The following is a 16,129-nucleotide window of genomic DNA, read 5'->3' as shown; positions in this document are numbered from 1 at the left end:
AACAAGGTAAATCCGGGTAAAACGGTTGGCGCATCGCTTGCCCCGACCGGCACCTTGCCTATCATGCACGCGCCCGTCCCTTCATGGTCGTTTTGCCGGATTTACGTCATGCCTGCCATTCCTCGCCTGAGCCTGCTGTCCCTTCTTATCCTGGCTGCGCCGCATGCCGGCGCCGAGTCGCTCGCCGACTGCCGGCGCATCGCCGACGCCGGCCAGCGCCTCGCCTGCTACGACGGGCTGGACAAGGAAACGCTGCCGGAAAAGCCGCCGGCCGCAACGTCGACCGCCGCCAGCCTCAAGCCGCCAGCGACCGCAATGCAGGAAGGCAGCGACTCCCTGCTCGGCAAGGCCTGGGAGCTTGATCCCGGCGAGCGCGGCCACATCCTGCGCATCCGGCCGTACAAGCCGGTCTATGCCCTGCCGCTGTTCCACGCGACCAACGCCAACCGCAAGCCGAGTTCGCCGGCCGCGGGGCACAGCAGTGAAGACGTGGACCTGAGCAGCAACGAGGCCAAGCTGCAGATCAGCCTGAAGACCAAGCTCTACGAAGACATTTTCGGCAGCAATGGCGATTTGTGGTTCGGCTATACCCAGTCGTCGCGCTGGCAGGTTTACACCGGCGCCAATTCACGGCCCTTCCGCGAGACCAACCACGAGCCGGAAGCGATGCTGGTCTGGCGCACCGACTACAACCTGGCCGGCTGGCGGGCGCGTTACGTCTCGCTCGGCGTCAATCACCAGTCGAACGGCCGCTCGCTGCCGCTGTCACGCAGCTGGAACCGGGTGATTGCTGCAGTGGCACTGGAAAGGGATGACTGGACCCTGACCCTGCGCCCGTGGTGGCGGATTCCGGAAAATGCCGTCAACGACGACAACCCGGATATTTCCAGCTATCTCGGCCGGGCCGATGTGCAGCTGGTCAAACGCTGGGGCAAGCAGCAGTTTTCCGTGCTGCTGCGCCACAACCTGGAGGGCGGGCGCGACGGGCGTGGCGCCCTGCAACTGGATTATGCCTTCCCGATTGCCGGCGAACTGCGCGGCCATCTGCAATGGTTCTCCGGCTACGGCGAGAGCATGATCGACTACAACCACCGCGCCAACTACTACGGCGTCGGCGTCTCACTGCTCGAGTGGTACTGAGCCGGGCTGCCGGATGACGGCTTCAACGCCGGCAGCACGCCGCGCCTGCTTGTCGGCATACATCGCCAGATCGGCGGCATGCATCAGGTCGGAAGCGCGCAAACCGCTGTCCGGGTAGCTGCCGACGCCGATGCTGCAACGGGCACTGACCTGATCGCTGGCAAAGCGCATCTGCGGCGTTTCGATGGCCTGCCGCACGCGCTCGGCCAGTTCCAGCGCTTCCGCATAACCCGTCGTCAAGGCGATCACGGCAAACTCGTCGCCACCGATCCGGGCCGCCAGATCGCTTTCCCTGACCACACCGAGCAGCGACTTGCCGACGCTGACCAGCACGGCATCGCCGGCTGCGTGGCCATAAACGTCATTGATCGGCTTGAAGCGATCGAGATCGATCAGCAGGACGGAGAAACCCGGCGCACCAGCCTGGGCATCCTGACTGGCCTGCTCGATCACGGCATCGAAATGGCGGCGGTTGAACAGACCGGTCAGGGGATCGTGCAATGAGATCTCGCGCAATTGCGCCTGCGAATTGCGTACCTGCCCGAGCAGGCCGTTGAAGTTGTCGGCCAGGCCACGGATTTCCTTCGGCCAGTCACTGCCCGGCACTACCTCGCGCGAAAAGTCAGCCGCGCCGGATATTTCCGAAACATGCCCGGCCAGCTCGACTATCGGCTGACTGACCCGGCGGCGCAGGGCAAAAAAGATCACCAGCAACAGCATCATCACCAGGCCCAGCGCCAGATACATCAGCGGGTAGGCAAAGGCAGCAAGCGGCTTTTCCAGTGAAGCCAACGGCACACTGACCGAAATCACGCCATTGATTTCGCCAACCTCGGCCTGCGAATGGCAACCGATGCACTCGCCGGTGACCCGCACCGGAAACAGGTAGCGCAGGTTGTTGCCGAGGAAGCCCGAATACTCGTCGCCGCTTTTCATGGCGTTCTGCAGCACCGGGTCGTGAGCACGCAGGTCAGCCTGCCCGGGACGGTCGCCAAACTGACGCGCGACCGGTTCGCCACGGATGATCGTCACTTCGTAATTGGGCAACTGGTTCTGGATGTGATGCACCAGGTCATCGATCTCGTCGCGACTGGCGCCCTTGCGCATCACCGAATAGAAGTGCTCGAAAACGAGGTGCGAAATGCGTTGACCGTCGGCCTTGGCCATTTCCCGAACCGCGCCGACGCGATAGGAAACGAAGGTCGAATACACCGCCAGCGAGGATGTCAGCAAACCAACCAGAAAGATCACCAGCAACAGGTGGCTGATGGACACCCGGCCGATGATCGAGACATTGGGGTCGCTGGCTTTTTGCGGCATGCGGCAGATTCCTTTTGCTGTTGTTCAACTTCAAACTCTAACTCGTAAATCGCATGCAAGGAGGTTTTGGTGCGCCCCGCTTTCCCCTATCATGCGCGGCATGACGGCAAAAACGATCCGCTCCTCCCTCACCGGCAAAGGAAACACCATGGCCGCCCGCACGCTGCGTCCCGCCCTCGCCATCCTGCTGCTCGCCGCTTCGCTCGGCGGCGCCACGGCCCAGACCTACGCCCCGACTTATCGCTCCGACAGTCTCGGCCAGCAGGCACTGCGCGGCGACAAGATCCTCGTTACCGGGAAGTCGCTACCGCCCTCCGGCGCTTACGAAGTCATCGAATCAGTCTGGGCGTATTCCCGCTGGTTCGGCAACAAGGACGACGTGATCAGAATGCTGCGTGAGCAAGCCCGCAGTCTGGGCGCCAACGCCATCGTCGAAACCGGCACCTGGTACGCTCCGGCCTTCCCGAGAACGCTTGCTCCGCACGCCGCGGGCATCGCCGTACGTATCCGCGAAATCGAACTACTGGAAGCGATGACCGATAGCAGCAGCACCTGGGAATAAAACCGACTCCGGTCAGGCAGGATGACCCGGCGTCACAAGCGGATACCATAACCCTCCGGCGAACATGGGAAAATCGCCGCCTGCCACTCACCACGCCCCTCCCCATGCCCGCTCAGATCATCTCCTCCCTCGCCACAACCCGCCGGCGCATCCTGCTCGCCGGTGCCCTGCTTTGCCTTGGCGCCTGCACCACGCTGCAGCCCGCCAAACCGCAAGCGACAGCGGTCGACCCGCCACGCAAGCTGAAAATCGGCCTCGCCCTGGGCGGCGGTGCGGCGCGCGGCTTTGCCCATATCGGCGTGATCAAGATGCTGGAGTCGCAGGGCATCGTCGCCGACTACGTGGTCGGGACCAGTGCCGGCGCCGTCGTCGGCTCGCTCTACGCAGCCGGCAATGACGCCTTCGCAATGCAGAAGATCGCGCAGCAGCTCGACGAGAAGATCTTCGCCGACTGGACCTTCGGCGGGCGTGGCTTCCTCAAGGGCGAAGCGCTGCAGGATTTCATCAACCAGCACCTGCATAACCGGCCGCTGGAAAAACTCGGCAAGCCTTTCGCCACCGTCGCCACCGATCTGAAGACCGGCGAGCGCGTCGTCTTCCGCACCGGCGACACCGGCATGGCGGTGCGCGCCTCGGCCGCCGTGCCCGGCGTTTTCCAGCCGACCCAATTCCGCGGCCACAGCTATGTCGATGGCGGCCTGACCAGCCCGGTGCCGGTGCAGGCAGCACGCGAGATGGGCGCCGACTTCGTCATCGCCGTCGATATTTCGGCCCAGCCGGACGGTCAACCGGTGGACAGCCTGAGCAGCATTCTGTGGCAGACCACGACCATCATGGGCGGCGTCATCGGCCGCAACGAAATGCGCGACGCCGACATCGTCATCCGCCCCAAGCTGCCCTACGTCAAATCCTGGGACTTCACCGCCCGCCACGATGCCATGCTCGAAGGCGAACGCGCCGCGCTGGCCGCGCTGCCGGCGATCCGCCAGAAGCTCGGGCGCTAGGCGTAGCGGTCGACGCGCCGCCTAGCCTTATTTTGCGGCGCGCGAAGCTTCGGCGTAGTCGCGCACGTATTGCGCGCTGGTCGCATCGAGCACCTGGGCGATGCGCTCGCTGCTTGTGGCGACATCCAGTGTTGCCTTGCCATCACGCCCGGTGTTGCCCATGCGGCTGATCGCGCTGTCGAAGAAAATCCACTGGTTCTTGGCCAGCGCAATGTTCTCGCGGCTGACCGATGAATTCTCGCGCGCCGTGTCGAGTTCGTGCAGGCCGGTGGAAAACTCGCGGCGCGCCTGTTCGATGTCGGTCAGCACGCCCTGCGAACGGTCGCCGCCCTGCGCCTGCAGGTAAAGCCGGGCCAGGCGCTGGGCCAGCATGTTGAGGCGCGATGACTGGTCGAGCAGCCGGCCGACCGGCGTTTCCGCCTCGGCCTCGATCTGCATGGCGAGCTTGCCGGTGTGGATCATCAATTCATCGGCGAGTTGATTGACCCGCTCGGTCGACGCCGCATTCGGGGCCTTTTTCAGCACTGCGCGCAATTCCTGCCACAGTGCATCGCTGCGCGACCAGGTACGCTGTATCGCCGATTTCTTGCCGTAACGCGCCAGGCGGCCGAACTCGCTGTCGGCGTCGCTGACGGCCAGCGCGATCTGCTGCTGCGCCGGCGCGGCATTGAGGCCCATCACCGCCTGCTGGTAGAGCTTGGCGAGACGCTGCGACTGCATGCGCAGCCGGCCGGCGGCGGCGATATCCTGCGCCAGCGGACTGCCATCGGCCGTGCGCACGGCAGGCACGGAGGCCACCGACGGCTGCGCGTGCGCAACGGTCAACAGGGAAAAAACAAGGAAAATGCTGCGGCAGGTCGTGCCGGTCAAACAGAATCGGGGCATCGTGAAACAGTATCAAGCGTGATCGGGGAGGGCATTGGAGCACGCCAAGATGTCACGCGCTTTACAGCCCCTTGCTATCATTCGCCCCATGCCCGCCACCAATCTCCGCGTCCTTTCCGTCATCCCGCCGATGACGCAGCTCAACACCCCCTATCCGTCCACCGCCTACCTGACCGGCTTCCTGCGTTCGCGCGGCGTCGACGCGGTGCAGGAGGACATCGCGCTGCAACTGGTGCTGGAACTCTTTTCACCGGCCGGCCTGCGCGCCATGCATGAAAAGGTGCTGGCCCTGCCGGCCAAAAAGCGCACGCCCAGCCTGCACTGCTTCGTCGACAATTTCGAACGCTATCTGGCCAGCGTCACGCCGGCCGTTGCCTTCCTGCAAGGGCGCGATCCGTCGATCGGCCACCGCATCTGCGGCCGCCAGTTCCTGCCCGAAGGGCCGCGCTTCGCCTCGCTCGACAACTACATCGACGACGAGGGCGGCGACCCGCTGGCCTGGGCCTTCGGCTCGCTCGGCGTGCAGGACCGGGCGCGGCATCTGGCGACGCTCTATCTCGACGACCTCGCCGACGTGCTGCGCGACGCCGTGGACTCGCGCTTCGAGTTCGTCCGCTACGCCGAATCGCTGGCGCGCAGCCAACCGACTTTCGAACCGCTGGCACGCGCCCTGGCGGCCCCGAAAACCCTGGTCGATGCAACGCTGGAAAAACTGACTTTAGCGGCCGTCGACCGCCACCAGCCCGGTCTGGTGCTGGTTTCCGTACCCTTCCCCGGCTCCGTCTATGCCGCCTTCCGCATGGCGCAGGCGATCAAGGCGCACGATCCAAAAATCGTCGTCGCGCTCGGTGGCGGCTGGGTCAATACCGAATTGCGTGAATTGAAGGAAGCGCGCGTCTTCGACTATTTCGACTACGTCACGCTCGACGACGGCGAGCAGCCGATCATCGCGCTGCTCGAACATCTCGCCGGCAAGCGGCCGCGCCTCAATCTCGTGCGCACCTTCACGCGCATCGACGGCCAGGTCCGCTATTTCACCACCGGCGAGCCCGACGTGCCCTTCGCCGACGTCGGCACGCCGACCTGGGACGGCCTGCCGCTCGACCGCTACCTGTCGCTGCTCGACATGCTCAATCCCATGCACCGGCTGTGGTCGGACGGGCGCTGGAACAAGCTGACCGTGGCGCACGGCTGCTACTGGAAGAAATGCAGCTTCTGCGACGTCGGCCTCGACTACATCGGCCGTTACGACGGAATTGCGGCTTCGACGCTGGTCGACCGCATCGAGACCATCATCGGCGAAACCGGCCAGAGCGGCTTTCATTTCGTCGACGAAGCCGCGCCGCCCAAGGCGCTCAAGGCCATGGCCGAGGAATTGCAGAAGCGCAACCGGGCGATTTCCTGGTGGGGCAACATCCGCTTCGAGAAATCCTTCACGCCGGAACTGTGCAACCAGCTCGCCGACAGCGGCTGCATCGCCGTTTCCGGCGGCCTCGAAGTCGCCTCCGACCGGCTGCTCAAGCTCATGAAAAAAGGCGTCTCGGTCGACCAGGTCGCCCGCGTCACGCGTGCCTTCAGCGAATCCGGCGTCCTCGTGCATGCCTACCTGATGTACGGCTTCCCGACGCAAACCGTGCAGGACACGGTCGATGCGCTCGAATACGTGCGCCAGCTGTTCGCCGAAGGCTGCATCCAGTCCGGTTTCTTCCACCGCTTCGCGTGCACCGTGCATTCTCCGGTCGGTCTCAATCCGGCCGAATACGGCATCAAGCTCAAGGCGCTGCCGCCGATCACTTTTGCCACCAACGACGTCGAATTCTTCGACCCGACCGGCGTCGACCACGACAGCCTCGGCCGCGCGTTGAACAAGGCGCTCTACAACTACATGCACGGCATCGGGCTCGATGAGGACGTGCGCGCCTGGTTCGACGAGCGCGTACCGAAACCGCGCGTCGGGCGGCACTTCATTGCCAAGGCCTTGAACGACAGATAGTATCCGCCGATGGACAACAACCCACGCGTCATTATCATCGCAGGCCCGAATGGCGCGGGGAAAACCACCTTTGCCCGCAAGTTCCTGCCCAATAAGGGCACAACCGCATTGCTCGACCAGGATGAGTTTTGAACCCCAAACCCATTGAACAAGCCCGCGACGCCGATCTGCGCCTTTCCTTTGTCGCCCTGCAACGTGCCGCCCAACGCGCCCGTGAAATTGCCGAGCAGACGGGAACAGCCATCGTAATCAGCCGCGATGGCGTTCTCGAGTACTGTCAGCCGCAAAAAGAAAGCGTTTCAATGCTGCAACAAACACCAGCCCCTTACAACGAAAAATAGGCATTGAACCTCGACTTTCCCACCCTCGATGCCCTGCGCAGTCATCACCCGGCCTGGCGCCTGCTGCGCTCGGACCACGCGCCGCTGATCGCCAGCTTTCTGCATCGCGCCTTCATTGCCCCCAATGTGAGAGTATTGCCTGCTGCCGATCTGGCCGAAGCGCTCGAAGATGAGTTGTTCGCCCTGCGCGAGCAGCTTGGTCCGGACACCTATCCGAAACCTGCCAGCGATTACCTGAACGACTGGGCCAGTCCGGAAAAAGGCTGGCTGCGCAAGTTCTACCGGCCAGGCTCGGACGAAACCCAATTCGACCTGACGCCGGCCACCGAGAAAGCCATCGCCTGGCTGGGCAGCCTGACCGAGCGCAGTTTCGTCGGCACCGAATCGCGCCTGCTCACCCTGTTCGACCTGCTCAAGCAGATGAGCGAAGGCAGCCAGGCCGATCCTGCGCGGCGCATCGCCGAATTGCAGGCCCGGCGCGATGAAATCGATGCGGAAATGAGCCGCGTACTGGGCGGCGACATTCCCTTGCTCGACGACACTGCGCTGCGCGACCGCTTCCAGCAATTCCAGCAGATCGCCCGCGAACTGCTCGGCGACTTTCGTGAAGTCGAACACAATTTCCGCCGCCTCGACCGCCGCGTGCGCGAGCGCATCGCCTTGTGGGAAGGCAGCAAAGGCGAGTTGCTCGGCGAAATCATGGGCGAGCGCGATGCCATCGGCGATTCCGACCAGGGCCGCAGTTTCCGCGCCTTCTGGGATTTCCTGATGTCGAGCCAGCGCCAGGAAGAACTCACCGAACGCCTCGACCAGATCCTTGCCCTGCCAGCCGTGCGCGAACTCAAACCCGAGGCCCGCACCCGCCGCGTCCATTACGACTGGCTGGAGGCCGGCGAACACACCCAGCGCACCGTCGCCCAGCTCTCGCAACAACTGCGCCGCTTTCTCGACGACCAGGCCTGGCTGGAAAACCGGCGCATCATGGACATCCTGCACGGCATCGAAAGCAAGGCCCTCGCCCTGCGCGGCCAGGCGCCGAGCGGCGAATTCATGCACATCGCCGACACGGCAGCCGACATCGAACTGCCGATAGAGCGACCGCTGCACACGCCGCGCCGCAAACCGAAAATCGCCGAGCTGGCCGAGGTCCTCGACGCAGACGAAATCGACGCCAGCGCACTGTATGCGCAAACCGTCGTCGACAAGGCGCAGCTCGCCGGCAACATCCGCCACGCCTTGCAGGATCGCTCACAGATCACCCTCAAGGAAATCAGCGAACGCCACCCGCTCGCCCACGGCCTGGCCGAACTCGTTGCCTATCTGCAACTGGGCAGCGACCAGTTCAAGGCCGTGGTCGATGAAAACACGCCGGAACTGATCACCTGGCAGGCCGACGACCCCGGCCCCAGCCCCGTCACCCGCCGCGCCCGCCTGCCGCGCGTGATTTTCGTGAGATAACGATGAACGAAAACCCCAGCGACGTTCCATCCCCACCCGGCGCCAACGCGCTTTCCAGCCTCGTCATCAGCCTGCTCAAGGGCGTGCTCTATCTCGAAAATGACGCCCCGTTGTGGAACGCGCTGATCCAGTTGCAAGCGCGCGTCCGCGACCATATCGCCGTGCTCGGCCTGGAACTGGTGCTCGACGAAGCCGAGGGCTACGCCTTCCTGCGTGCCAGACCGGAAATCGAGGCGGAAGATGGCAACCCAACCGACAAACTGCCCCGCCTGATCGCCCGCCGCCCACTCTCCTTCCCGGTCAGCCTGCTGCTCGCCCTGCTGCGCAAGAAACTCGCCGAATTCGACGCCAGCGGCGAACAAACCCGCCTGATCCTGGCCCGCGACGAAATCGTCGAACTGCTCCGCCTCTTCCTCCCGGAAAGCAGCAACGAAGCCCGCCTGATCGACCAGATTGACACCCACATCAACAAGATCGTCGACCTCGGTTTCCTGCGCCGGCTAAAACCGGCGGCTGGTAGCAGCGCAGCCGGTGGAGGAAACTTCGAGGTCAGGCGCATTCTCAAGGCTTTTGTCGATGCGCAGTGGCTGGCGGAGTTTGATGATAGGTTGGGGGAATACCGGGCGGCACTGGCGGGCGAAACCGCTGCGTCACACAGCGACATGAACAAAGCCTAAAATGCTCGCCAATTCGCCCTTCACCGGACCCCCACAGGATTAAGCCATGCGCCTGAGCAAGATCGCCCTTGAGAATTTTCGCTGCTTCGCCGCTCTGGAACTCGACCTGCACCCGCAAATGACAGTTCTGGTAGCGGAAAACGGGCTGGGCAAATCGAGTGTACTGGACGCCATCCGGATTGCACTGTGGCCATTTGTGAGTAGTTTTGATCTGGCCAAAAGCCGCTTCAATGACCCTTCCTACGGCATCCCCATCGACGACATTCGCCTGTTGCGAATGAACGCCAACGATATGGCGCGTCAGCTTCCAACTAAAGTTATCGTAACGGGTGATTTTGGCAGCGGCCCGAACTGCACTTGGATTCGCTACCGCGACCAAGAAAGTGAGCACTCGAAAACCAAGGACGCCGGTGACACTGCCTTCATGCGTCAGCGTGCCAAGGATTTTCAGGAGCAAATTCGCGCCCCGGAAAAGCCAACACTCAATCTTCCGGTCTTCGGCTACTACGGTACCGGCCGTCTATATGCCAACAAGAAGCTGACCCAGCAAACGCGTGTCAAAGACGACTCCACGAAAACAGATTTCTACATCCGCACCTTTGGCTATCGCAACTGCCTCGATCCGGCATCTTCCTTCCTGCATTTCAAGGAATGGTTTGGCTGGGCCTCTTCGGCCCGCAAGGAAATGATCTTCTCGCTCGACGAAAGCCCATTGTCAGGAGGCGCAAAACTCAGCGGCCCCTCCAATTCGACTCAGGATGCCCGGATACTTTCCGGGATTGAGGATCAACTCGCCGTTGTCCGCCAATCTATCGACACCATGCTGCAAGCAGTCACCGGCTGGCACGGACTGGAATACAGCTTTTTCCATGAACGTTCGCTGATTTTGCACCACCCGGAACACGGGATCATGAAGGTCGACGCGCTCAGCGACGGTGTCCGCAACATGCTCGCCATGGTCGGCGACATCGCCTATCGCTGCGTCAAGCTCAACCCCCACCTCGGCGGTGCTGCAGCACGGGAAACCACCGGCGTGGTGCTGATCGACGAAATCGACATGCACCTGCACCCGCGCTGGCAACAAGTCGTCCTTGGCCAACTGCAACAAGCATTTCCGCGTATCCAGTTCGTCGTTACCACGCACAGCCCGCAAGTTTTAACCAGCGTAGACGCAGCGTGCATTCGCAAATTGCACCTCAGCGAAGATGCCATTGGCGTTGTCGTCGAACGACCACGTCAGCAGACCAAAGGCGTCGCCAGTTCCGACCTGCTTGCCGAAATTATGGGGGTTGATCCCATCCCTGATCTGCCGGAAGCACAGGATGTTTCCGCCTATCACGCCATGATTCAGCAGAATCGCCATACCGACGATGCTGGCCTGAAATTACGCATGGCCATCGAACAGCATTTCGGCAGTGATCATCCTGTCATCCGCGAATGCGACCGCCTGATCCGCCTGCAAGCCTTCAAGCAAAAGCTGCCTTTACCCGCATTCAAGCCGGACCGTCCACAGGAAGACGCTGAAAGGGCCGACTGAATGCGCCAGCTAATTCGCGGCAAGGCACCTGGCTGCCTGAAAAGCTATCGGCACGGCACCCACAACTGGGATGCCGTCACAAAAACGGACAAGGATGACATCTGGACCGAACTGGGGGTCATGCAAGACCAACGCTGCGCCTATTGCGAAGGCAACATGGCAACGGAGGACCGGCATATCGAGCACTTCCGGCAAAAAGGGCGCGATCCGAAACAAACCTTCGCCTGGTCCAACCTGTTCGGCTCGTGCAGCCGGGAAAATTCCTGCGGCAAGCACAAGGATCGTATTGGCACTTACCCGCCGGCGGTACTCATCAAACCCGACATAGAAGACCCGGAACGCTTCCTGGTTTTTACCCCGGACGGCGGCGTCAGCCCGCGCAAAGGTTTGTCAGCGGAAGATGAAAACCGAGCCAGGGAAACCATCCGCATCTTCAACCTCGACGCCGCCCTGAAGCCGATCCGGCATAGAGAAATTTGCGGCTACGTACAAACTGCCGAATATCTTGCCGCACTCGCCGAGAGCTTCAAGGAAGAAGAATGGATGCCGTTGTTGCAGCAAGAAATCGCGGCAACAGCCCACCTCCCCTTTGCCACCGCTATCAAACACGTTCTCACCCGCCAGGGCTGAACCCCATTGAATACTCCTCAAGCCCTCTCCCTCGACTTCCTCGCCGACGACACCCTCTCCGGCTTTCGCCTGCAACGTCTGGAAGTCCTCAACTGGGGCACCTTCGACCAGCGGGTGTGGACGCTCAATCTCGATGGCCGGAACAGCCTCTTAACCGGCGATATCGGTTCCGGCAAATCGACCCTGGTCGATGCCATCACCACCCTGCTCGTGCCCGCCCAGCGCATTGCCTACAACAAGGCGGCCGGAGCCGATGCGCGGGAGCGGTCGTTGCGCTCCTACGTGCTCGGCCATTACAAGTCCGAGCGCAACGAGATTACCGGCTCGGCCAAGCCGGTCAGCCTGCGCGATGCCAACAACTACTCGGTGATTCTCGGCGTCTTCCACAATGCCGGCTATGACCAGACGGTGACGCTGGCCCAGGTTTTCTGGCTCAAGGAAGCGCAGGGCCAGCCGGCGCGCTTTTTTGTCGGGGCCGAGCGCGACCTGGGCATCGCCGTCGATTTCGCCAATTTCGGCAGCGACATCGCCCAGTTGCGCAAACGCCTGCGCAGTCAGGGCGCTGAAATAGAGGACAGTTTCCCGCGTTACGGCGCCTGGTTCCGGCGCCGTTTCGGCATCGAAAGCGAGCAGGCGCTGGAACTGTTCCATCAGACGGTATCGATGAAATCGGTCGGCAACCTGACCGATTTCGTGCGCAGCCACATGCTCGAAGCGTTTGATGTCGTACCGCGCATCGCCGCGCTGATCGGCCATTTCGACGACCTGAACCGGGCGCATCGAGCGGTGCTGGCGGCCAAGCGGCAGCTTGAACTGCTCACGCCGCTGATCGCCGATTGCAGCCGCCACAACGCTTTGCAGCAAGCCATCGACAAGCTACGGCAGGCACGCGAATGGCTGCGCCCCTACTTTGCCGGATTGAAACTCCGCCTGCTCGACAAGCGTCTGGGCAAACTGGCCGACGACTGCGCCAGGCTGGACGCGCACATCCAGGGTCTGGAAGACAAACGCCTCGCCCAACAGCGCGACATCAACGAACTGAAACAGGCCATCGCCGACAACGGCGGCGACCGCCTCGAACGCCTGGCCAACGAAATCGGCCGGCTCGAACAGGAACGCAACCGGCGCCAACAGAAAGCCGGGCTTTACGCCGAACTTGTCGCCAAACTCGGCGAAACCGGCGCCGCCGACGAAAACGCTTTCGCCTGCCAGCGCGGCCAGTTGGTCGAGCGCCTCGAAGAAGTGCGCGGCCGGGAAGCGGAAATCCAGAATGCACTCACCGAACAAGGCGTCAGCCTGCGCCAGGGCAAGCTGGAGCACGATGCCCTGAGCGGCGAAATCCTCAGCCTGAAAAGCCGGCGCAGCAACATCACGGCCGAGCAGATCGCCCTGCGTACTGCCCTGTGCGAAGCCCTAGAACTCGACGAGGACGATATGCCCTTTGCCGGCGAACTGGTGCAGGTCCGGGAGGAAGAGCGCGACTGGGAAGGCGCGGCCGAGCGTCTGCTGCGCAGTTTTGGCCTTTCTCTGCTGGTGCCCGATGCGCACTACGCAGCGGTTGCCGATTGGGTAGACCGCACGCATCTGCGCGGCCACCTGGTCTATTACCGGGTACGCACCGGCAAACGCGGCGAATTGCCCGAGTTGCACCGCGATTCGCTGGCCCGCAAGCTGTCGATCAAGCCCGATTCGCCGTTCTACGACTGGCTGGAACACGAACTGGCGCAGCGCTTCAATGTCGCCTGCTGCGCGACGCCTGAGCAATTCCGCCGCGAAACCCGCGCCATCACCCGCGCCGGGCAGATCAAGGCACCCGGCGAACGGCATGAAAAGGACGACCGGCACCGCCTCGACGACCGCAGCCGCTATGTGCTGGGCTGGACCAACACGGCCAAGATCGCCGCACTCCGCGACCAGACGCGCCAACTGGAAATTCGCCTGGCGGCCATTGCCGGACAGATCAGCGGCTTGCAGAAAGAGCGTGTAGCGCTGGCCGGGCGCCTCGAAGCCCTGTCGAAACTGGAAATTTTCAGCGATTTCCGGGAAATCGACTGGTCGACCGTCGCCAGCGAGATTGCCCGTCTGAGCGACGAAAAACGTGCGCTGGAAAGTGCTTCCGATCAGCTCAGACAACTGGGCGAACGCCTTGCCCTGGCGCAGACGGCGCTCGCCGAAAGTGAAAGCGCGATTCGCGAAAAAAGCGATGAACGCGGCGGCCTGCGTGCCAAACGCGAAGCCGCCGAAGAGCTGGCCAGCCAGGCCCGCGAGATCATCGCCAGCCTGCCCGCCCCGGAAATGGCGCAGGCCGCGCTCGAACTCGACCCCCTGCGCAGTGAAGCCCTCGGCGAGCACCAGTTGACCGTCGAATCCTGCGACAACCGCGAACGCGACATGCGCGACTGGCTGCAAGCCCGCATCGATGCGGAAACCCGCGCCCTGGGCCGACTCGCCGAGAAGATCGTCAAGGCGATGGCCGCCTTCAAGGAAGAATTCAAGCTGGAAACGGCGGAAATCGACGCCAGCGTCGAAGCCGCCTTCGAGTACGAAAAACTGCTCGACAAACTCAAGACCGACGACCTGCCGCGCTTTGAAGCCAGTTTCAAGGATCTGCTCAACGTCAACACCATCAACGAGATCGCCAATTTCAACGCGCAACTGGCCCGCGAGCGCGAGGAAATCCGCGACCGCATCACCCTGATCAACCAGTCGCTGACCCAGATCGACTACAACCCTGGCCGTTTCATCGTCCTCGAAGCGCAGCCCAGCCCGGATGCCGATATTCGCGACTTCCAGGGCGAACTGCGCGCCTGCACCGAAAATGCGCTGAGCGGCTCGGATGACGCCCAGTATTCGGAAAACAAGTTTCTCCAGGTAAAAGCCATCATCGACCGTTTTCGTGGTCGCGACGGGCAATCCGAACTCGACCGGCGGTGGACCGCCAAGGTCACCGATGTGCGCAACTGGTTCATTTTCGGGGCCAGCGAGCGCTGGCGCGAAGACGGCAGCGAGCACGAGCACTATTCCGACTCCGGCGGCAAGTCCGGCGGCCAGAAGGAAAAACTCGCCTACACCATCCTCGCCGCCAGCCTGGCCTATCAGTTCGGGCTGGAATGGGGGGCCGCACGTTCGCGCTCCTTCCGTTTCGTCGTCATCGACGAAGCCTTCGGGCGCGGCTCGGACGAATCGGCGCAATACGGCCTCAAACTGTTCGCCCAGCTCAACCTGCAACTCCTGATCGTCACGCCGTTGCAGAAAATCCACATCATCGAACCCTACGTTTCCAGCGTCGGCTTCGTGCATAACGAAAACGGCCGCGACTCCAAGCTGCGCAATCTCTCCATCGAAGCCTACCGGGAAGAAAAGGCGAGGCAGGCCGGATGAAATGGAGCACGCCGGCCGATCTGCGCCAGCAGGTGCAACGCTGGTGGGACAGGGGTGACATCCTGGCCGCCCTGCTCCCGGCTGAAGCTGGCGTCACATCGATCGTCCCCCGCCGCCTGACGCTAAAGACGCCGAGTGCCAGCGAACTGCGCGACCACTTTGCCGCCGTCCGCGAGTGGAGCCAGCAATTACGCGCCATGTCGCATCTGCGGCTCGAAATGCGCGACTTCCGGCACCAGGTTTTCGGCCAGAACAGCCTGCCGGGCGCAGTCTGGCTCGACGATGCGGTTAGCGCCGTCGCCCTGCTCGGCAAACAGAAGGAAGCCCGCATTTTTGCGCAAATCGGCGCGTCGACCGCCGCCCGCCAGCCCAAACTGCTCGCCTGGCTCACCAAACGCCCGCTGCGTGCGCTCGAACTCGCCGAAGTCTGGGAAAAGCTACTCGATGTCACCGACTGGCTGCTCGCCCACCCGCGCCCCGGCATCTACCTGCGGCAGATGGATATTCCCGGCGTGCACAGCAAGTTTGTCGAAGCCCAGCGTGGCGTGCTCAGCGAGCTGCTCGACCTGGTCCTGCCCGAATCCGGAATCGACGCCGGCGCCAACGGCATCAACCAGTTCAACCGCCGCTACGGCTTTCTCGACAAACCCGAGCGCATCCGCCTGCGCTGGCTTGACCCGGCCTGCTCGCCGTTACCGGCGCTGGGTCAGGCCGATCTGACGCTCGATGCCACAAGTTTTGCCGGCCTCGGCCGCACGGTCGACCGGGTTTTCATCACCGAAAACGAAATCAACTTTCTCGCCTTCCCGGCCGTGCCGAACTCACTGCTCATCTTCGGCGCCGGTTACGGCTTTGCCACGTTGGCGCAAGCAGCCTGGCTGCACGCCTGCCAAATTCACTACTGGGGCGATATCGACACCCACGGCTTTGCCATTCTCAACGAATTGCGCAGCCACTTCCCACACGTCGAATCCTTGCTCATGGATCGTCAGACCTTTCTTGCCCATAGCGCCCTTTGGGGCGACGAGCCCCTGCCGCAGCAACGCGAACTATGCCACCTGACGGCCGATGAACAGACGCTCTACGACGATCTGCGCGACCAACGGCTGGGCAACAAACTCAGACTGGAACAGGAACGTATCCCCTATGATCTGCTGCAAGCTGCTCTGAAAAGCATCGCTCAGAATTGAGCCGCACCCCG

14 protein-coding genes are annotated in these 16,129 nt (G+C 62.7%); 12 read left to right on the top strand and 2 right to left on the bottom strand.

Going from position 1 to position 16,129, the window contains the following annotated elements; translation table 11 throughout:
* Positions 1-108: 108 nt before the first annotated feature.
* Positions 109-1,140, top strand: a complete 1,032-nt coding sequence (locus KI612_RS08075) for a phospholipase A (protein WP_226443301.1) — start codon at positions 109-111, stop codon at positions 1,138-1,140.
* Here the strand turns inward: KI612_RS08075 and KI612_RS08070 are convergent.
* Positions 1,120-2,460 (bottom strand): GGDEF domain-containing protein, encoded by a 1,341-nt coding sequence (locus tag KI612_RS08070; RefSeq protein ID WP_226443300.1) that lies wholly within the window; start codon positions 2,458-2,460, stop codon positions 1,120-1,122. The two genes, KI612_RS08075 and KI612_RS08070, sit on opposite strands and share 21 nt — an antisense overlap.
* A 148-nt stretch (positions 2,461-2,608) precedes the next feature.
* On the opposite strand from KI612_RS08070, the gene KI612_RS08065 reads away from it, so the two are divergent.
* Entirely contained in the window at positions 2,609-3,022 is a 414-nt protein-coding gene (locus tag KI612_RS08065) for a hypothetical protein (RefSeq protein WP_226443299.1), read from the top strand.
* Between the two features lie 104 nt (positions 3,023-3,126).
* A complete protein-coding gene (locus KI612_RS08060) occupies positions 3,127-4,026 on the top strand; it encodes a patatin-like phospholipase family protein (RefSeq protein WP_226443298.1) in 900 nt (299 codons plus the stop codon).
* A gap of 27 nt (positions 4,027-4,053) precedes the next feature.
* Here KI612_RS08060 and KI612_RS08055 read toward each other — a convergent pair whose 3' ends face one another.
* Positions 4,054-4,911, bottom strand: a complete 858-nt coding sequence (locus KI612_RS08055) for a type IV pili methyl-accepting chemotaxis transducer N-terminal domain-containing protein (RefSeq protein ID WP_226443297.1) — start codon at positions 4,909-4,911, stop codon at positions 4,054-4,056.
* An 88-nt stretch (positions 4,912-4,999) separates the two neighbouring features.
* Here KI612_RS08055 and KI612_RS08050 point away from each other — a divergent pair, with 88 nt between their 5' ends.
* From KI612_RS08050 to KI612_RS08010, 9 genes are read left to right on the top strand one after another with little or no spacing between them, the layout of a single operon-like run.
* A complete protein-coding gene (locus KI612_RS08050; protein WP_226443296.1) occupies positions 5,000-6,904 on the top strand; it encodes a B12-binding domain-containing radical SAM protein in 1,905 nt (634 codons plus the stop codon).
* 9 nt (positions 6,905-6,913) lie between these two features.
* Complete coding sequence (locus KI612_RS08045; protein WP_226443295.1) at positions 6,914-7,036, top strand: zeta toxin family protein; 123 nt, start codon at positions 6,914-6,916, stop codon at positions 7,034-7,036.
* Positions 7,033-7,245 carry a hypothetical protein gene (locus tag KI612_RS08040; protein ID WP_226443294.1) on the top strand — a complete coding sequence of 71 codons (213 nt, stop codon included), beginning with the start codon at positions 7,033-7,035 and terminating at the stop codon, positions 7,243-7,245. Before KI612_RS08045 ends, KI612_RS08040 begins: the two co-directional genes overlap by 4 nt.
* A gap of 3 nt (positions 7,246-7,248) precedes the next feature.
* Positions 7,249-8,703 (top strand): DUF3375 domain-containing protein, encoded by a 1,455-nt coding sequence (locus KI612_RS08035; RefSeq protein WP_226443293.1) that lies wholly within the window; start codon positions 7,249-7,251, stop codon positions 8,701-8,703.
* A 2-nt stretch (positions 8,704-8,705) separates the two neighbouring features.
* Positions 8,706-9,380, top strand: coding sequence for a DUF4194 domain-containing protein (locus KI612_RS08030; RefSeq protein WP_226443292.1), 675 nt, complete (start codon positions 8,706-8,708; stop codon positions 9,378-9,380).
* Positions 9,381-9,426: 46 nt separating this feature from the next.
* Positions 9,427-10,917, top strand: coding sequence for an AAA family ATPase (locus tag KI612_RS08025; RefSeq protein WP_226443291.1), 1,491 nt, complete (start codon positions 9,427-9,429; stop codon positions 10,915-10,917).
* A complete protein-coding gene (ptuB, locus tag KI612_RS08020; protein ID WP_226443290.1) occupies positions 10,918-11,547 on the top strand; it encodes a retron Ec78 anti-phage system effector HNH endonuclease PtuB in 630 nt (209 codons plus the stop codon). It abuts the gene before it with no gap.
* Positions 11,548-11,553: 6 nt separating this feature from the next.
* Positions 11,554-14,928 (top strand): ATP-binding protein, encoded by a 3,375-nt coding sequence (locus tag KI612_RS08015; protein ID WP_226443289.1) that lies wholly within the window; start codon positions 11,554-11,556, stop codon positions 14,926-14,928.
* Positions 14,925-16,118: a Wadjet anti-phage system protein JetD domain-containing protein gene (locus KI612_RS08010; protein WP_226443288.1), complete on the top strand. Its 1,194-nt coding sequence runs from the start codon at positions 14,925-14,927 to the stop codon at positions 16,116-16,118. The genes KI612_RS08015 and KI612_RS08010 overlap by 4 nt, the downstream gene beginning before the upstream one ends.
* Positions 16,119-16,129 lie beyond the last annotated feature (11 nt).

Source organism: Quatrionicoccus australiensis (assembly GCF_020510525.1).
GTDB lineage: Bacteria > Pseudomonadota > Gammaproteobacteria > Burkholderiales > Rhodocyclaceae > Azonexus > Azonexus australiensis_B.
Note: the sequence above shows the minus strand (reverse complement) of the source record. Positions and strands in the feature narration are given on the sequence as shown.